Source organism: Rhizobium sp. S163, assembly GCF_030380805.1.
Classification (GTDB): Bacteria; Pseudomonadota; Alphaproteobacteria; order Rhizobiales; family Rhizobiaceae; genus Rhizobium.
In genome coordinates this window covers 710,022-723,762 of record NZ_JAUDSA010000018.1, presented here as the reverse complement: position 1 = coordinate 723,762, position 13,741 = coordinate 710,022, and the positions used below count along the sequence as shown (strand labels likewise).

The window sequence follows — 13,741 nt, the reverse complement described above, 5'->3', positions numbered from 1 at the left end:
CGAGGGCTCAGGCCGGGCGCGCCGGGATGTTCAGGCCCTTTTCGCTCGCCGGGCGCGCGATGCAGCGCTTGAGCCAGTCCATCACCGCCGGGAACTTGTCGTATTCCAGGAGCTCGCGGCCGCCGTAAAAGACATCGGCGCCGCGCACCCATGGGAATGTGGTGATGTCTGCGATCGTGTAGGTGTCTCCCATGATCCACTGACGGCCCTGCAGGCGCTCTTCCAGAACGCCGAGAAGGCGCTTCGACTCGTCACGATAGCGCTCCACCGGATAGGAATTGTTGGCGACCTTGTCGGCGGCGAACTTGTGGAAGTGGCCGAACTGGCCGAACATCGGCCCGATGCCGCCCATCTGGAAGAACACCCACTGGAGCGTCTCGTAGCGACCGGCAGCATCCGCCGGGATAAGCTTGCCGGTCTTTTCGACGAGATAGACGAGGATCGCTCCGGATTCGAACAAGCCGATCGGCTTTCCATCAGGGCCATTGGGATCGATGATCGCCGGAATGCGGCCGTTTGGATTGAGCGACATGAACTCCGGCGATTTCTGATCATTGGTGCCGAACGAGATCAGATGCGGCTCATAGAGCAAAGCCAGCTCCTCAAGCGCGATCGACACCTTCACGCCGTTCGGTGTCGGAAGCGAATAGAGCTGGATGATATCGGGGTTGCTTGCCGGCCAGCGTTTGGTGATCGGGAATGCGGAAAGGTCTGCCATCTGAAGTCTCCAGTTGCGTTAGGCGGCCGACCATAGAAGAGCGCGCGGCGCGCTGGCAAGTCGCCATCATTCGCTATTGTCGTTCACTATTGCTGAACGAACTGTCCGCTCCCGTCTATCTTTCCATGACGACCAAAAAAGAGGAGAAACGGTGCATACGAGATCGACAACCGTGCCGGGGGGCACACCGGTCTCAACTCATTCAACCGGAGACAGTTCCATGTCGAATACCCAGAACATTGTCATTCTCGTCGCCCGCATTCTTCTGTCCTTCATCTTCATCTACTCGGGCTTCGGCAAGCTGACCGACCCGGCAAGCACTGCCGGCATGATCACCGGCGCCGGCCTGCCTGCCGCTACCGCGCTGACCTACCTCGCCGGCCTGTTCGAACTCGTCACCGGTCTTGCCGTCCTCGTCGGCTTCCAGACGAAGATCGTCGGCTGGGCTCTGGCCGCATTCTGCGTCTTCACCGGCCTCGTCTTCCACTCCGGCACCGTTGCCATTCCCGGCTGGCCGGATGCAGCTCTCGGCTGGATCAACGCTCTCAACGGCATCATGCTGATGAAGAACTTCACGCTCGCCGGCGCCTACATCCTGCTCGCCACCTTCGGCCCGGGCCTCTACTCGATCGACGCCCGCCGTGGCGCCCTGCCGGTCGCTGCATAATCGGCACCACATCCTCCCAAGCATAAAAAAGCCCGCCGTCAGGTCATCTGGCGGCGGGCTTTTTTACGTTCTCAATCAAGTGAGAAGGTTGCGCGGTGGTCTCTGCAGCAGTCGAGCGGCTAAAGCGAATAAACGCTTGCCGTTGCGATTATATAGAGATCGGCACCATGCGCGCGACACCATTCTTCCAGGTCGCGCCTTAGCTCCGGCCAAAGGTCACGCGCCCATTCCGGCCCGTGCTCTTTCCACTCCATCTCGCTGGGAAGGTAGGCAGACAATACGCCCATCGGCAACTCCAGCACGAAGGAGCCACCGCTTCCCGTGACGACGAGTTCCTCTTTCCAGCGTGGCTGAAATCGGAAAAGTGGCTCCGTCATGGCAGCGCCCGGCTTGTCACTGCCCGCTACAATGTTGTCGTCTTCGCCGGCCATCAGAGCGCGGCGTGGACGGCTTCAATCAGTCGGTTCACCGAAGGTTCGTTGGCGTGGCTTTCCTTGCGGGCGCGCACTAGGCAAGCCTCGGAGCGCAGGATGACGCCATCCGACAGAATCTTCAGGTGATTGGCGCGCAGCGTCGAGCCCGTCGAGGTGATATCGACGATGATGTCGGCCGAGCCCGAGGCCGGTGCGCCCTCAGTGGCGCCAAGGCTTTCGACGATGCGATAAAGCTGGATGCCGTGCTGGCGCGAGAAGAACTGCTGCGTCAGCCGCCAGTATTTGGTGGCGATCGTCAGGCGGCGGCCGTGGCGGGCGCGGAAATCGGTGGCGACATCGCCGAGATCGGCCATGCTGTCGACATCGAGCCAGATCTCCGGCACGGCGACGATGACATCCGCATGGCCGAAGCCGAGGCGAGCGCAGAATTCGACACGCTTGTCGGCTTCCGCCAAGCCTTCTCGGATCAGGTCTTCGCCGGTGACGCCGAAATCGACCGTGCCGTTGCCGAGTTCCTTGGAGATCTCGGAGGCAGAGAGGAAGGCGACCTCGACATCATCCCAGCCTTCGACGCGGCCGCGATAGGAGCGGTCGTTGCCGACAGCCGTGATCTTCATTCCGGCCTTCTCGAAGATGGCCGATGCGTCGTCCTTCATCCGGCCCTTGGAGGGCAGCGCGATGGTGATGGTCATCAGGCGGCCCTTTCCGTTTCGATGCGATCCAGCCACAGCGAGAAGCCGACGGCCGGGATGCGCTCCTTGGCGCCAAGCAGGGTCATCAGCTTGTCGAAGCGTCCGCCACCGGCGAGCACGGCATCCGAGCCCTCGACGCCGATCTCGAAGACGAGGCCGGTATAGTAATCCAGCGGTCGGCCGAAGGCGGCGCGATAATCGATGAGCGAGAGATCGACGCCGGCATTGGCGAGTGCGGCGACGCGTCCGTCGAAGCGCGACAGGGCGTTGCCGAGCTTCAGGCCGGCGGCATCGGCGAAGCCGGAGAGTGCGGCCGATGCATTGATCAGCGGCACGTTGAGCGACAGGAACTCCTTGAGCACCAGGAAGGCCGCGTCATCGAGCCGGGTTTCCGACAGGATCAGCTTCTCCTTCAGCCTGCGGGCGATATCCTGCGGCGAGCGGCTGGCATTGGTGGAATAGCCCGTCGCCTGCATGGTGGCGTCGATATGGGCGACCAGCGCCTCTTCATCGTCGGCGCCGAGAAGACGGGCGATATCGTCGCTGAGGCCGGTGACGAATTGCGGGCTCACGAGGCTGGCGAGCAGTGCCTCGAGATGGGTGGTGTCGCCAAAGGCATGGATCAGCCGCTTCTGCCAGCCGAGCGGCAGGCCGAGCGCCTGGACGACGGCTTCGAAGACAGCCTGATCGCCGAGCGTTACGGCCAGTTTCCTGCCCGGCAGCAGGCGCGAGAGCACGCCGGCCGCATCACCAATGGCGCGGGCGTCTGCGCTTGGGATATTGATATCGCCGAGATCCTCGATGCCCGCCTGATAAAACTCATTGCCGCCTTCGCGGCGCTGGCGGAAGACCTCGCCCAGATAGGCATAGCGCTTCGGCGTACCCATGGCGCTTTCGATATGGCGCAGGCAGACAGGAATGGTGAATTCCGGGCGGAGACACAGGCTGGCGCCGGTTTCGCTCTCGGTCATGAAGATGCGGCGGCGAAGGTCTTCACCGGCGATATCGAGAAAGGGTTCGGCCGGCTGGATGACTGGCGTATCCACGCGCTCGGTGCGGCGGGCGGCGAACTCGGCGAGCAGGTCTTCGGAGAAGGCTGGGAGGTTGATCAGGGGCATGGGGTTGATGTCTCCGGGGCTACCCCCCTCTGTCCTGCCGGACATCTCCCCCACAAGGGGGGAGATCGATGTGTTACGCGGCTTGCGCCAAACAGTGAATGTAGAGCGAGCGGATGAACCTGGCCGATCTCCCCCCTTGTGGGGGAGATGTCCGGCAGGACAGAGGGGGGTATTCCCCGCTCAAACATCAGAGGCTCGCTTGCGATCTTCCGCCTGCGCCGCCAGGATTTCCTTCACCTTGGCGACCAAATCGGCCTCCTTGACGGTCTCCTGCGCAACCCGGGCTTCGCGCCACGAGGCGTTGTCCTCGATCTCGCCGGAGAGGCGCTTGCCCTCGATCAGGTCCTTGATCTGCACGACGCCCTCGGCACGCTCATCACCGCCCTGGATGATGGCGACGGGGCAGCCGCGGCGGTCGGCGTATTTCAGCTGGTTGCCGAACTTCTTCCAGTTGCCCTGGTACATTTCGGCGCGGATGCCGGCCGCACGCAGTTCCTGGGTGATGCGCTGATAGCGGCCCATGGCCTCGACATCGCCATCCATGACTGTGACGAGGACGGGTTCGATAACCTCGCTCTGGCCGAGCTTGCCGAGGTTCTTCAGCGCCGTCATCAGGCGCGAGACGCCGATGGAGAAGCCCGTGGCCGGAACCGGCTGGCCCATGAAACGCGAGACCAGACCATCATAACGGCCGCCGCCGCCGACGGAGCCGAAGACGACCTTCTCGCCCTTCTCGTTGGTGACGTCGAACAGCAGCTCGGCTTCGTAGACCGGGCCGGTGTAGTATTCGAGACCACGGACGACAGAGGGGTCGATCTTGATGCGATCGGACTGATAGCCGGCGCCGGTGACGAGACCGCCGATGAGGTTCAGTTCCTCGACGCCCTCAGCACCCTTCGAGGTGCCGGCGACGAGTTCGGCCAACTGGGCGGCGCTTTCGGCATAATCCTTGATGCCGACGAAGAAGAGGACCTTGTCGATCTGGCCCTGATCGAGGCCGGCACCCTTGGTGAAATCGCCTGATTCATCCTTGCGGCCGGGGCCGAGCAGGAGAGCCACGCCCTCGGGGCCGAACTTGTCGAGCTTGTCGATGGCGCGGAGCACGTTCAAACGCTGGGCGGCCTTGTCGTCGCCGCCGAGGCCGATCGCCTCTAGAACGCCATCCAAAACCTTGCGGTTGTTGACGCGGATGACATAGTCGCCGCGCTTGATGCCGAGGGCTTCCAGCGTGTCCGACATCATCATGCACATCTCGGCATCGGCCTGCACGCCGGGCGCGCCGACGGTATCGGCGTCGAACTGCATGAACTGGCGGAAGCGGCCTGGGCCGGGCTTCTCGTTGCGGAAGACATAGCCGGCGCGATAGGTGCGGTAGGGCAGCTGGATCTCGTTGAAGTTTTCGGCGACATGGCGGGCGAGCGGCGCCGTCAGGTCGTAACGCAGCGACATCCACTGCTCGTCGTCATCCTGCAGCGAGAAGACGCCTTCGTTCGGCCGATCGGCATCCGGCAGGAACTTGCCGAGCGCATCGGTGTATTCGAAGAGCGGCGTTTCGACAGGATCGAAACCATAATGCTCGTAGACTTCGCGAATCTTCGCGGTCATCTCGTTGACGACGCGAATATCGGCCGCCGAACGATCGACGAAGCCGCGGGGAAGTCTGGCCTTGAGCTTTTGTGGTTTCTTCTGCTTGTCGTTCATTTCCAACGTCTTCCGCTCAGTGTGACAGTGGCGGTTTCCTAGCGGAAAGGGCCGGATGCGGCAAGGGTGGTGGCTGGCGAACACAAGGCCGGACTGCTATTATCCTGGTATCAGCAAAGGATTTAACCATGGGCAAGCGCATCACCGTCGAATTGTCGGAAGAATCATACCGGGTGTTGAGCGAACATGCGGCCGAAGCCGAGATGTCGGTGGAGAAGTATGCCTATGAGGTGATCGAGCAGTATCTTGAGGATATTGCCGACATGGAAGCAGCAGAAGCCGAATACGAACTCCTGGCAAAGGACGATCCGAACTGGGGGTTGAAATAACTTCGACTGATCATGATCATAGAAGCCCTCCTCTACGCAGCTACCCTCCCTTCCACCAGCAAGCCGCATCGAAAATATATCCGCTACTCCGTCAATCTCTGGTCCCGCGCCAATCGCTGCAGCCGGCAGTGGGCGGAGCATGAGGAGAATACGAGGCGGGCGATCCTTGCCGCGATCGCGGGCTGCAAGCAGCGGCGGACGGCCGTGGTTCTTGGGTCGGGCTTGCTGCGCGATGTGCCGATCCGGGAGCTGGCCGCCAGCTTCGATACGGTCGTTCTGATCGATCTCGTGCATGTCGCGACGGTGAGGATGAAGCTGCGCCGCAAGGCCTATCGCAATGTCCGGCTGATCGAGCGCGATCTCTCGGGCTATGACGCACTTGCGGCCGGCGAGACGCCGGAGCCGCTGGGGTTCCTGCGCAATGTGCCCTATCTCGACCTCGTGGTTTCAGCCAATCTGCTCTCGCAGATCGGGCGCGGGGTGCAGCGGCGGTTCGAGGCCGAGCGGGAGCGGATGCCTGACGATACGGTGGAGCGGCTGATTGCGGCGCATCTTTCCGGCCTGTCGCGCATGCCGTTCAAAAGCTGCCTTGTCACCGACGTCTCCTATGCGGTGATCGATCGCAATGGAAAGACCCACGAGGAAAGCGATCTGACGCACGGGGTTGCAGTGCCGGAGGCGCGGGCGGCTTGGGCCTGGCCGGTGGTGCCGATTGGCGAGGAAAGCGCGGATTACCAGGTGATCCATCAGGTGATTGCAGCCTGGTGAATTGCAAGATATCGTGATGCAATCAAAGATTTATTGTATCACTTTTATTTTGCGGTATCGTATCGATGAAGATCGTTTGGGATGAGCCGAAACGTGTCCGCAATGCTGCAAAGCATGGGCTTGATTTTTGTGACCTGGATGAGGATTTCTTCGCCGCGGCGCTGATCCTCGACGCCAGGAGCCCGCGGTTGAAGGCCGTGGGTGTCCTGATCGAGGATGTGATTGCCGTCGTTTTCGCCATTCTCGGGAGCGAGGGGATTTCCGTCATCTCGATGCGCCGGGCAAGCCGCCAGGAAAGGAGGCTCTATGAAGAATTCCAGTCGAAAAATCCTCGGCCTCACTGATGAGGAAGAGGCCGCTATCCAGCGCGGCATCGCCGAAGACCCGGAGAACCCCGAATGGACCGAAGAGGACTTCAAGAAGGCGCGCCCCTTTGCCGAGGTCTTCCCCGAGCTTGCCGAGAGCATCCGGCGTTCGCGCGGGCGGCCGGTGTTGGAGAGCCCGAAGCGGCAGATATCGCTGAGGCTCGATCCCGATGTGATCGACGCGTTCAAGGCGACCGGCAAGGGGTGGCAGGGGCGGATCAATGATGCGTTACGCAAGGCCGCCAAGCTCGATTAGCGCGACGCGACGTCTTGGCAGCGGTGGCGGGCTTGCCTATGTTTGGCCGATGCGGCTTTTCTCTATCGCGACGATGATGCTGGCCTGGCTGACCTACGGAACGATGTTCGCGTGGGCCGGATGTCCGATGTGCGCATCGATGAGCCAGCCCGCCGCTGTCGATATGACTGCCGGCAAGCCGCATCATCATATGCCGGGTATGGATATGGACGAGACCGTCAAAGGCTCAGCGGAGGAGAAGAACCCCTGTGCTGACGGCGGCATGGCGCATATGCCGCTCTGTTCTGCCTGCCTGGTCGTGCCCGTCGACGTGATCGTTCATGCCGATGGCAAGCAGGTTTTCGCCTATCCCTCGCCCGCGATCGCGCTTGCCTTCCCCGGCGCGCGGCCGGCGCCGCAGGCGCCCCCTCCCCGGTTGACCTGACAATCAAGACCCTGAGAAACGCGGCAAGATCAGCCGCATCGGACTTTCATTGCCAGACTGAGGAAGGATATCCCATGTCTCTGAAACTACTCACTCTTACCACCGGTCTCGTCGCCGGCCTATCGTTCATCGCTCTTCCCGCACGCGCGGAAGACAAGCCCATGGATATGAGCATGCCGATGGGCGACCACAGCCCGTCGAGCCATGCCTTTTCCGAGGCCAACAACAAGATGCACAAGGACATGATGATCGAATACAGCGGTGACGCCGATATCGACTTCGTGCGCGGAATGATCGCCCATCATCAGGGGGCGATCAACATGGCCAAGGTGGAGCTGCAATACGGGAAGGATCCCGAAATGCGCAAGCTGGCGGAGGGCGTGATCAAGGCGCAGGAAGCCGAGATCACCGAGATGCAGACGTGGCTGAAGGCGCACGCCAAGTAAGGCGGCCTCTGCAGTTATATGCTGGACGCCAGGTTTGTCTCGGCGTCCAGCGCTTCGATTGTGGTCAAGCCTTCGGTTCGAACGGCGCGGGGCGGCGGCCGGCGCCCTGGCGGGAGAGCATCCAGCCGGGATATTCGGGCGCGAGTTCGCTCACCTCGTCCAGCCTCTTCAGGTCGTCGGCATCGAGTTTCAGTCGGACGGCTGCGAGGTTCTGGTCGAGCTGTTCGATGCGCTTGGCGCCGATGATGACAGTCGTCACGAAAGGCTTGGCCAGAACGTAAGCGAGCGCCACGGTGGCGACGCTGGCGCCGTGCTTTTCGGCGATCTCGCGCATGACGGCGACGCAGGCCCAGGCGCGGTCCTTGCCGACAGGCGGGAAGTCGAAGGCGGCGCGGCGGCCTTCGCCATTACCGGGCGCGCCGGGGCCGTATTTGCCCGACAGCAAGCCGCCGGCGAGCGGCGACCAGACCATCAGGCCGACCTTTTCCTCGTTCATCATCGGCACGATGTCGCGCTCAAGATCGCGGCCGGCGATCGAGTAATAGGCCTGCACGGTCTCGAAGCGGGCAAAGCCGCGACGCTCCGAGATCCCAAGCGCCTTGGCGATGCGCCACGCCTGCCAGTTGGAAACGCCGACATAGCGCACTAGGCCGCGCGAGACGAGATCGTCCATCGCCCTGAGCGTCTCGTCGATCGGGGTGACGCTGTCGGTGCCGTGGATCTGGTAGAGATCGATGTGGTCGGTCTGCAGGCGCTCGAGGCTCTTTTCGACCGAATCCATGATGTGGCCGCGCGAGGCGCCGCGATCGTTCGGCTTGTCGCCCATCGCGCCGTAGACCTTGGTGGCGATGACGACATCCTTGCGGGCAACGCCGAGGTTCTTCAGCGACTGGCCGAGCAACTTCTCGGAATCACCGAAGGAATAGACGTCGGCGGTATCGATAAAATTGACGCCTGCCGAAAGCGACCGCTCGACGATCGCATCGGCCGCCTTCTGGTCGACATCAGCGATGGCGCCCCAAGGGCTTTTGTCGTCGGCGGCACCGAAGGTCATGGTGCCCAGGCAGATTTCGGAGACGAACAGGCCGGTATTTCCAAGCTGGTTGTAACGCATGGTCAAACGTTTCCTTGTGAGGACCGCCGTGAAGCCGGCGGAGGGAATGATCCCGGTTCTATGATTTTTGGGCGGCGCGGCGCTGGGGTGGCGGCGCCTGCCGCAGGCATGAACCCATCAGACATAAGTTGCGCGTGCGCGGTTTCAACGGCTCGCGCGATACGCAGGGGTTGCGGCAACATAGGTCGCTCGCAACTCATTGGCGCACAACCGTGATTGCACCCAACAATTCTCGCTCTTAGCGATTATATTTACTGCGTTTTCCGAGTGGATTCATAAAATTCTAATTGATACCCACCTAAACAATCCTCGCAGATGCGGGGGCAATCATGACATCTTTGGTTCAGCTTGTGAGTTCACTGCTGCGCAACAAGCGCGGCAACGTGGCGATGATAGTCGCGCTGCTTTTCGTGCCAATGGTCTTGGCCGGTGGCGCAGGGGTCGATCTCGCGCGCTATGAAGCCGTGCGCGTGGAAATGCAGGACGGGCTTGATCGCGGCGTGCTGGCCGCCGCCTCACTGTCGCAGAAGCAGAAGACCGCCGACGTTCTGAAAAGCTACATGAACAATCTCGCCTACGGCGCCCACGTGGCCATCGACTTCTCCGAAGCGACGGCGATGAACTCGCGCAAGATCTCGGCCAACGCCTCCTACACGATCAACACCGCCTTCATGCATCTGGCCGGCGTCAAGACGTTGACGATCAAGACGGCGTCGAGCGCCGAGGAGGCCAAGCAGAATATCGAGCTTTCGCTGATGCTCGACATGTCGGGCTCGATGGTGGGCAGCAAGATCAAGAACCTGAAGATCGCCTCGCAGCAGTTCATCGACCAGATCCTGACCGATGACACCAAGGACTATACGACGATCAGCGTCGTGCCCTATGCGGGCCACGTCAACGTGGGTTCCGCGGTGTTCGACAAGCTCGGCGGCTCCCGCCTGACTGGCCAGTCGCAGCCGACCAAGGATCCGAATTACAAGGGGTCATGCTTCGAGCTCGACAATGCAGGCTTTGGCAGCGATGCGATCCCGAGCTTCAAGGCTCGGTCGAACCTGCCGATCTTCACCAACTGGAACTACAACACGACGGACAAGGAAAAGAGATGGTGGTGGTGTCCCGGCGAAGAGGACGCGATCACCTATTTCTCCAATGACGCGACCTATCTCAAAGCCCGGCTGAACGCGCTGCAGCTCTATGACGGCACAGGCACGCAGAACGCCATGCAGTGGGGCTACATGCTGCTCAATCCGGCCTCGTCCAGCATCGTGCAGGCGGCGATCGCGAGCGGGCAGATGTCCTCGAAGTTCTCCAACCGCCCCTCCAGCTTCAGCGACGCCGATACGATGAAGGTGCTCGTCTTGATGACTGACGGCGTGATCACCGCGCAATTCCGCCCGAACGACTACAAGCGCTCTCCGGATCTCAGCCCGAGCAACTACACGATGTCAGGCAACACGGCGACCTACTTGAGCAATATCTGCACGACCGCCAAGGCGAAAGGCATCACCATCTTCACCATCGGCTTCGAACTCGGCAGCGACACCACGGCGATCAACGCCATGAAGAACTGCGCGACGAGCTCGGCCCACTTCTACCAAGCCTCCGGCTCCGGCATCGGCGACGCGTTCAAGTCGATCTCGACATCGATCCGCAAATTGAGACTGACGCAGTAATGAGAATGGTTTTTTTCAGTAGCGCGCGCCGGCTTTTCGGTGACAGCAAGGGCGCGGCGGCGATCGAGTTTGCCATCCTGGCGCCGATCGTCTTTGCCGTCATCTTCTCGATCTTCGAGGCAGGCTTCATCATGACGCAGTCGATCATGCTCGACCGCGCCGTCAGTCGCAGCTCGCGCGCGCTGCAGATCAACGGCGCCAAGATGAGCTATGCCGATTTCAAGGCTTCGGTGTGCAAGGAAGCGGTGATCCTAAGCGATTGCGTCAAGTCGATCCGCATCGAGTTCACGCCGGTCACCAAGGCGTCCGACTTTCCGACGACGGGCACGCCCTGCGTCGACCGCTCCGTCGCCATCGATCCTGTCACGACCTACAATTCCGGCCAGCCCTCGCAGATCATCTTCACCCGCGCCTGTTATGTCGTCGATCCCTTGGTGCCGGGGCTCGGCTTCGGCTTGAGTTTCCCGAAAGACAACACCGGCGCCATCCAGCTGACCTCCAGCTTTGCCTTCGTCAACGAGCCGACCTGATGTTGAAGCACGTATTTTCCCGCCTGATCCGCGAGCGCTCCGGCGCATCCGCGATCGAATTCGCTCTTCTCGCGCCGATCCTGCTGTTCTTCTTCCTGGCGAGCATCACGGTGTTCGACATGTACCGGACCTACCAGAATATCGTGCAAGCCAACGGCATCGTCGCCGACGTGATTTCGCGCCAGACCTCGATCGACAATACCTTCGTGTCCAACCTCTACAGCGTCTTCACGCATCTGCAGCAGAACAGCACGGCCCCGATCGCGCTTCGGATTTCCAGCATCAAGAAGACCGCCGGGGTTTACAAGCTGGACTGGACGAAGGAGAGCGGCACGGCCGGCCTGTTGAAGGCGCAGGTGCTCAGCACTTCGACGCTGCCGCAGCTGACGGACGGCGACTCGGTGATCTATGTCGAGGGTGCGGCCAGCTACACGGCGATGACCAGCATCATGGGCTTCGGCAGCATGACGTTCGCGGAAACCGCCTTTTCACGCCCGCGCTTCATCGGCGCCATCGTCTATCAGTGACGCAATCCCTTGCGGCGAAGGCGCGAGGCTCCTAATTGTTTTTGAACGAACAAGGGGGTGCGCCCATGACGACCCGCACGCTGACCACGATCGGCTTCGATGCCGACGACACGCTGTGGCAGAACGAGCAATTCTACCGGCTGACGGAAACGCACTTCACCGAGCTGCTTTCCGACTATGCGGAGGGCACAGTGGTTTCGGATCGGCTGCTGGCCGCCGAGAAGCGCAATCTTCAGCATTACGGCTTTGGTATCAAAGGCTTCACGCTGTCGATGATCGAGACGGCGATCGAGATTACCGAGGGCAATGTGCCGGCTTCGGTGATCGCGCAAATCCTCGATACCGGCCGGGATCTTCTTTCGCATCCGGTGGAGACGCTGCCTGAAGTGCGCGAGACGCTGGCCGCCCTTTCCGACCATTACCTGCTCGTGCTGATCACCAAGGGCGACCTGTTCGACCAGGAGCGCAAGCTGGCGCAATCCGGCCTTGGCGATTTCTTCCATGCCGTCGAGATCGTTTCCGACAAGACGGCGGTTACCTATCGCCGCATCTTTTCCAAGATCGGCGGCGGACCGGAGCGGGCGATGATGGTGGGGAACTCGCTGAAATCGGACATCGTGCCGGCGATCGCCGCCGGCAGCTACGGCGTGTTCGTGCCGCACGAACTGACCTGGGTGCTAGAGCATGTCGAGGAGCCGACGGAGGCGCCGCGCTTTCGCAAGATCGAACGGCTCGGCGAACTGCGCGGCGTGATCGACAGCCTCGGTTAAACGAAGCTCCGCTTACTTGCGGGACGGGAAGAGCGGCGACGGCTTGCTGTCGTCGGCGGGGGCCGGCGCGGGTGTTGCCGGCGCGGCCGAGGCCGCCTGCGGTTCCACGAGAATGCTGTAGGGTGCGCCGAGGCCGCGTCTTGGCGAGGCCTTGGAATAATAGGGGCGGAGCAGCCAGGTGGCGTCCTGCTTGACCGTCGTCTGGAAGGTCTGCCCGTCCTCGTCGGTGCCGAAGATCGCCTCGTCGTCGGGTGCCGCGAGATCGAAGATCGCGAGGAAAGCGAACTGGCTCTTCGTCGAGAAATCGATCTTCACATGCTGGCCGGCCTTGACGGGCAAGGTGTAGACCTTGCCATTGCCGAATTTCGTCCAGCCCTTGAGCTCCATCGTCGCCGCCGGAAACTGCAGCTTTTCCAGCCTTTCGCCGCGCTGCAGCTCGGGTGTCTGCGCCATAGCGGCGGGCGCGATCGCGATTACGGCGATCGCCATTGCCATCAGTTTCAGTTTCTTCATGGACGTACCAATGCGTCGCGCATCGCCTCTACTTCGGGACGGCAGTAGCAGCCTTCGAGATGATCGTTGACGAGACCCATTGCCTGCATGAATGCGTAAACTGTGGTCGGGCCGACAAAGGTCCAGCCGCGCTTCTTCAAATTCTTGGATATGGCGACCGAGGTGGGCGTCGTCGGATTGGCCATGATCGTGGCGCGATCGACCACCTTGGGGCGCTCATTGTGACCGGGCTCGTAGCTCCAGAAATAATGCGCGAGCGAGCCGAACTCGTCGCGCAGCTCTATCGCGCGCTTGGCATTGTTGATCGTCGAGACGATCTTGCCGCGATGGCGGATAATGCCGGCATCGGCCACGCAACGCTCGACATCCTCATCGGTAAACAGCGCCACCTTCTCGAAATCGAAGCCGGCGAAGGCCGCGCGGAAATTCTCGCGCTTGCGCAGGATGGTGAGCCAGGAGAGGCCGGACTGGAAGCCTTCGAGGCAGATCTTCTCGAACAGGCGGATGTCGTTGACGACCGGCCTGCCCCATTCCTCGTCGTGATAGCGCAGATAATCCGGCAGGTTGCCGTGCCAATGACAGCGGCTCTTGCCGTCCTCACCGATTGTAATGCCTGTCTCGCTCATCACGTTCCATTCGTTTCAGCGGCTGCGAATCCGGCTTTACCATTTGCAAACCCTGTTTCCAAACCGAACG

At 61.5% G+C, this 13,741-nt stretch carries 19 protein-coding genes; 11 read left to right on the top strand and 8 right to left on the bottom strand.

What is annotated here, in order from left to right:
- Positions 1-7: 7 nt before the first annotated feature.
- Positions 8-718, bottom strand: a complete 711-nt coding sequence (locus QTL96_RS19135) for a glutathione binding-like protein (RefSeq protein ID WP_289728760.1) — start codon at positions 716-718, stop codon at positions 8-10.
- A 220-nt stretch (positions 719-938) separates the two neighbouring features.
- Between QTL96_RS19135 and QTL96_RS19130 the strand changes: the two genes are divergently transcribed.
- A complete protein-coding gene (locus tag QTL96_RS19130; protein WP_289728759.1) occupies positions 939-1,385 on the top strand; it encodes a DoxX family protein in 447 nt (148 codons plus the stop codon).
- A gap of 119 nt (positions 1,386-1,504) precedes the next feature.
- Here the strand turns inward: QTL96_RS19130 and QTL96_RS19125 are convergent, their stop codons facing one another.
- From QTL96_RS19125 to hisS, 4 genes are all read right to left on the bottom strand, one after another.
- Complete coding sequence (locus tag QTL96_RS19125; RefSeq protein WP_289728758.1) at positions 1,505-1,816, bottom strand: hypothetical protein; 312 nt, start codon at positions 1,814-1,816, stop codon at positions 1,505-1,507.
- On the bottom strand, positions 1,816-2,511 hold the full coding sequence (hisG, locus tag QTL96_RS19120) for an ATP phosphoribosyltransferase (protein WP_289728757.1): 696 nt from the start codon (positions 2,509-2,511) through the stop codon (positions 1,816-1,818). The genes QTL96_RS19125 and hisG overlap by 1 nt, the downstream gene beginning before the upstream one ends.
- A complete protein-coding gene (locus tag QTL96_RS19115; protein ID WP_289728756.1) occupies positions 2,511-3,629 on the bottom strand; it encodes an ATP phosphoribosyltransferase regulatory subunit in 1,119 nt (372 codons plus the stop codon). Before QTL96_RS19115 ends, hisG begins: the two co-directional genes overlap by 1 nt.
- A gap of 180 nt (positions 3,630-3,809) precedes the next feature.
- The gene (hisS, locus tag QTL96_RS19110) at positions 3,810-5,330 is read right to left on the bottom strand and encodes a histidine--tRNA ligase (protein ID WP_289728755.1); all 1,521 of its coding nucleotides are present in this window, start codon (positions 5,328-5,330) and stop codon (positions 3,810-3,812) included.
- 128 nt (positions 5,331-5,458) lie between these two features.
- Here hisS and QTL96_RS19105 point away from each other — a divergent pair, with 128 nt between their 5' ends.
- From QTL96_RS19105 to QTL96_RS19080, 6 genes are all read left to right on the top strand, one after another.
- A complete protein-coding gene (locus QTL96_RS19105) occupies positions 5,459-5,659 on the top strand; it encodes a hypothetical protein (protein WP_289728754.1) in 201 nt (66 codons plus the stop codon).
- Between the two features lie 12 nt (positions 5,660-5,671).
- Positions 5,672-6,427 carry a hypothetical protein gene (locus tag QTL96_RS19100; RefSeq protein ID WP_289728753.1) on the top strand — a complete coding sequence of 252 codons (756 nt, stop codon included), beginning with the start codon at positions 5,672-5,674 and terminating at the stop codon, positions 6,425-6,427.
- Between the two features lie 65 nt (positions 6,428-6,492).
- Complete coding sequence (locus tag QTL96_RS19095; RefSeq protein WP_289728752.1) at positions 6,493-6,771, top strand: BrnT family toxin; 279 nt, start codon at positions 6,493-6,495, stop codon at positions 6,769-6,771.
- Positions 6,734-7,048 carry a BrnA antitoxin family protein gene (locus tag QTL96_RS19090; protein ID WP_289728751.1) on the top strand — a complete coding sequence of 105 codons (315 nt, stop codon included), beginning with the start codon at positions 6,734-6,736 and terminating at the stop codon, positions 7,046-7,048. The genes QTL96_RS19095 and QTL96_RS19090 overlap by 38 nt, the downstream gene beginning before the upstream one ends.
- On the top strand, positions 7,014-7,472 hold the full coding sequence (locus tag QTL96_RS19085; RefSeq protein ID WP_354669141.1) for a hypothetical protein: 459 nt from the start codon (positions 7,014-7,016) through the stop codon (positions 7,470-7,472). The genes QTL96_RS19090 and QTL96_RS19085 overlap by 35 nt, the downstream gene beginning before the upstream one ends.
- A gap of 74 nt (positions 7,473-7,546) precedes the next feature.
- Entirely contained in the window at positions 7,547-7,918 is a 372-nt protein-coding gene (locus QTL96_RS19080) for a DUF305 domain-containing protein (protein WP_289728750.1), read from the top strand.
- A 64-nt stretch (positions 7,919-7,982) separates the two neighbouring features.
- Here the strand turns inward: QTL96_RS19080 and QTL96_RS19075 are convergent, their stop codons facing one another.
- Positions 7,983-9,032, bottom strand: coding sequence for an aldo/keto reductase (locus QTL96_RS19075; RefSeq protein ID WP_289728749.1), 1,050 nt, complete (start codon positions 9,030-9,032; stop codon positions 7,983-7,985).
- A gap of 329 nt (positions 9,033-9,361) precedes the next feature.
- Here QTL96_RS19075 and QTL96_RS19070 point away from each other — a divergent pair, with 329 nt between their 5' ends.
- The 4 genes from QTL96_RS19070 to QTL96_RS19055 all read left to right on the top strand — a co-directional run bounded on the left by QTL96_RS19070 (position 9,362) and on the right by QTL96_RS19055 (position 12,532).
- Entirely contained in the window at positions 9,362-10,705 is a 1,344-nt protein-coding gene (locus QTL96_RS19070) for a pilus assembly protein TadG-related protein (RefSeq protein ID WP_289728748.1), read from the top strand.
- Positions 10,706-10,710: 5 nt separating this feature from the next.
- Positions 10,711-11,235: a TadE/TadG family type IV pilus assembly protein gene (locus tag QTL96_RS19065; RefSeq protein ID WP_289728747.1), complete on the top strand. Its 525-nt coding sequence runs from the start codon at positions 10,711-10,713 to the stop codon at positions 11,233-11,235.
- The gene (locus QTL96_RS19060) at positions 11,235-11,762 is read left to right on the top strand and encodes a TadE/TadG family type IV pilus assembly protein (RefSeq protein WP_289728746.1); all 528 of its coding nucleotides are present in this window, start codon (positions 11,235-11,237) and stop codon (positions 11,760-11,762) included. Before QTL96_RS19065 ends, QTL96_RS19060 begins: the two co-directional genes overlap by 1 nt.
- 65 nt (positions 11,763-11,827) lie before the next feature.
- Complete coding sequence (locus QTL96_RS19055) at positions 11,828-12,532, top strand: HAD family hydrolase (RefSeq protein ID WP_111561783.1); 705 nt, start codon at positions 11,828-11,830, stop codon at positions 12,530-12,532.
- A 12-nt stretch (positions 12,533-12,544) separates the two neighbouring features.
- On the opposite strand, the gene QTL96_RS19050 is transcribed toward QTL96_RS19055, so the two are convergent.
- Together QTL96_RS19050 and QTL96_RS19045 are read right to left on the bottom strand one after the other, a co-directional pair.
- Entirely contained in the window at positions 12,545-13,045 is a 501-nt protein-coding gene (locus tag QTL96_RS19050; RefSeq protein WP_289728745.1) for a hypothetical protein, read from the bottom strand.
- On the bottom strand, positions 13,042-13,671 hold the full coding sequence (locus QTL96_RS19045; RefSeq protein WP_018898551.1) for a DNA-3-methyladenine glycosylase I: 630 nt from the start codon (positions 13,669-13,671) through the stop codon (positions 13,042-13,044). Before QTL96_RS19045 ends, QTL96_RS19050 begins: the two co-directional genes overlap by 4 nt.
- Between the last annotated feature and the right edge of the window lie 70 nt (positions 13,672-13,741).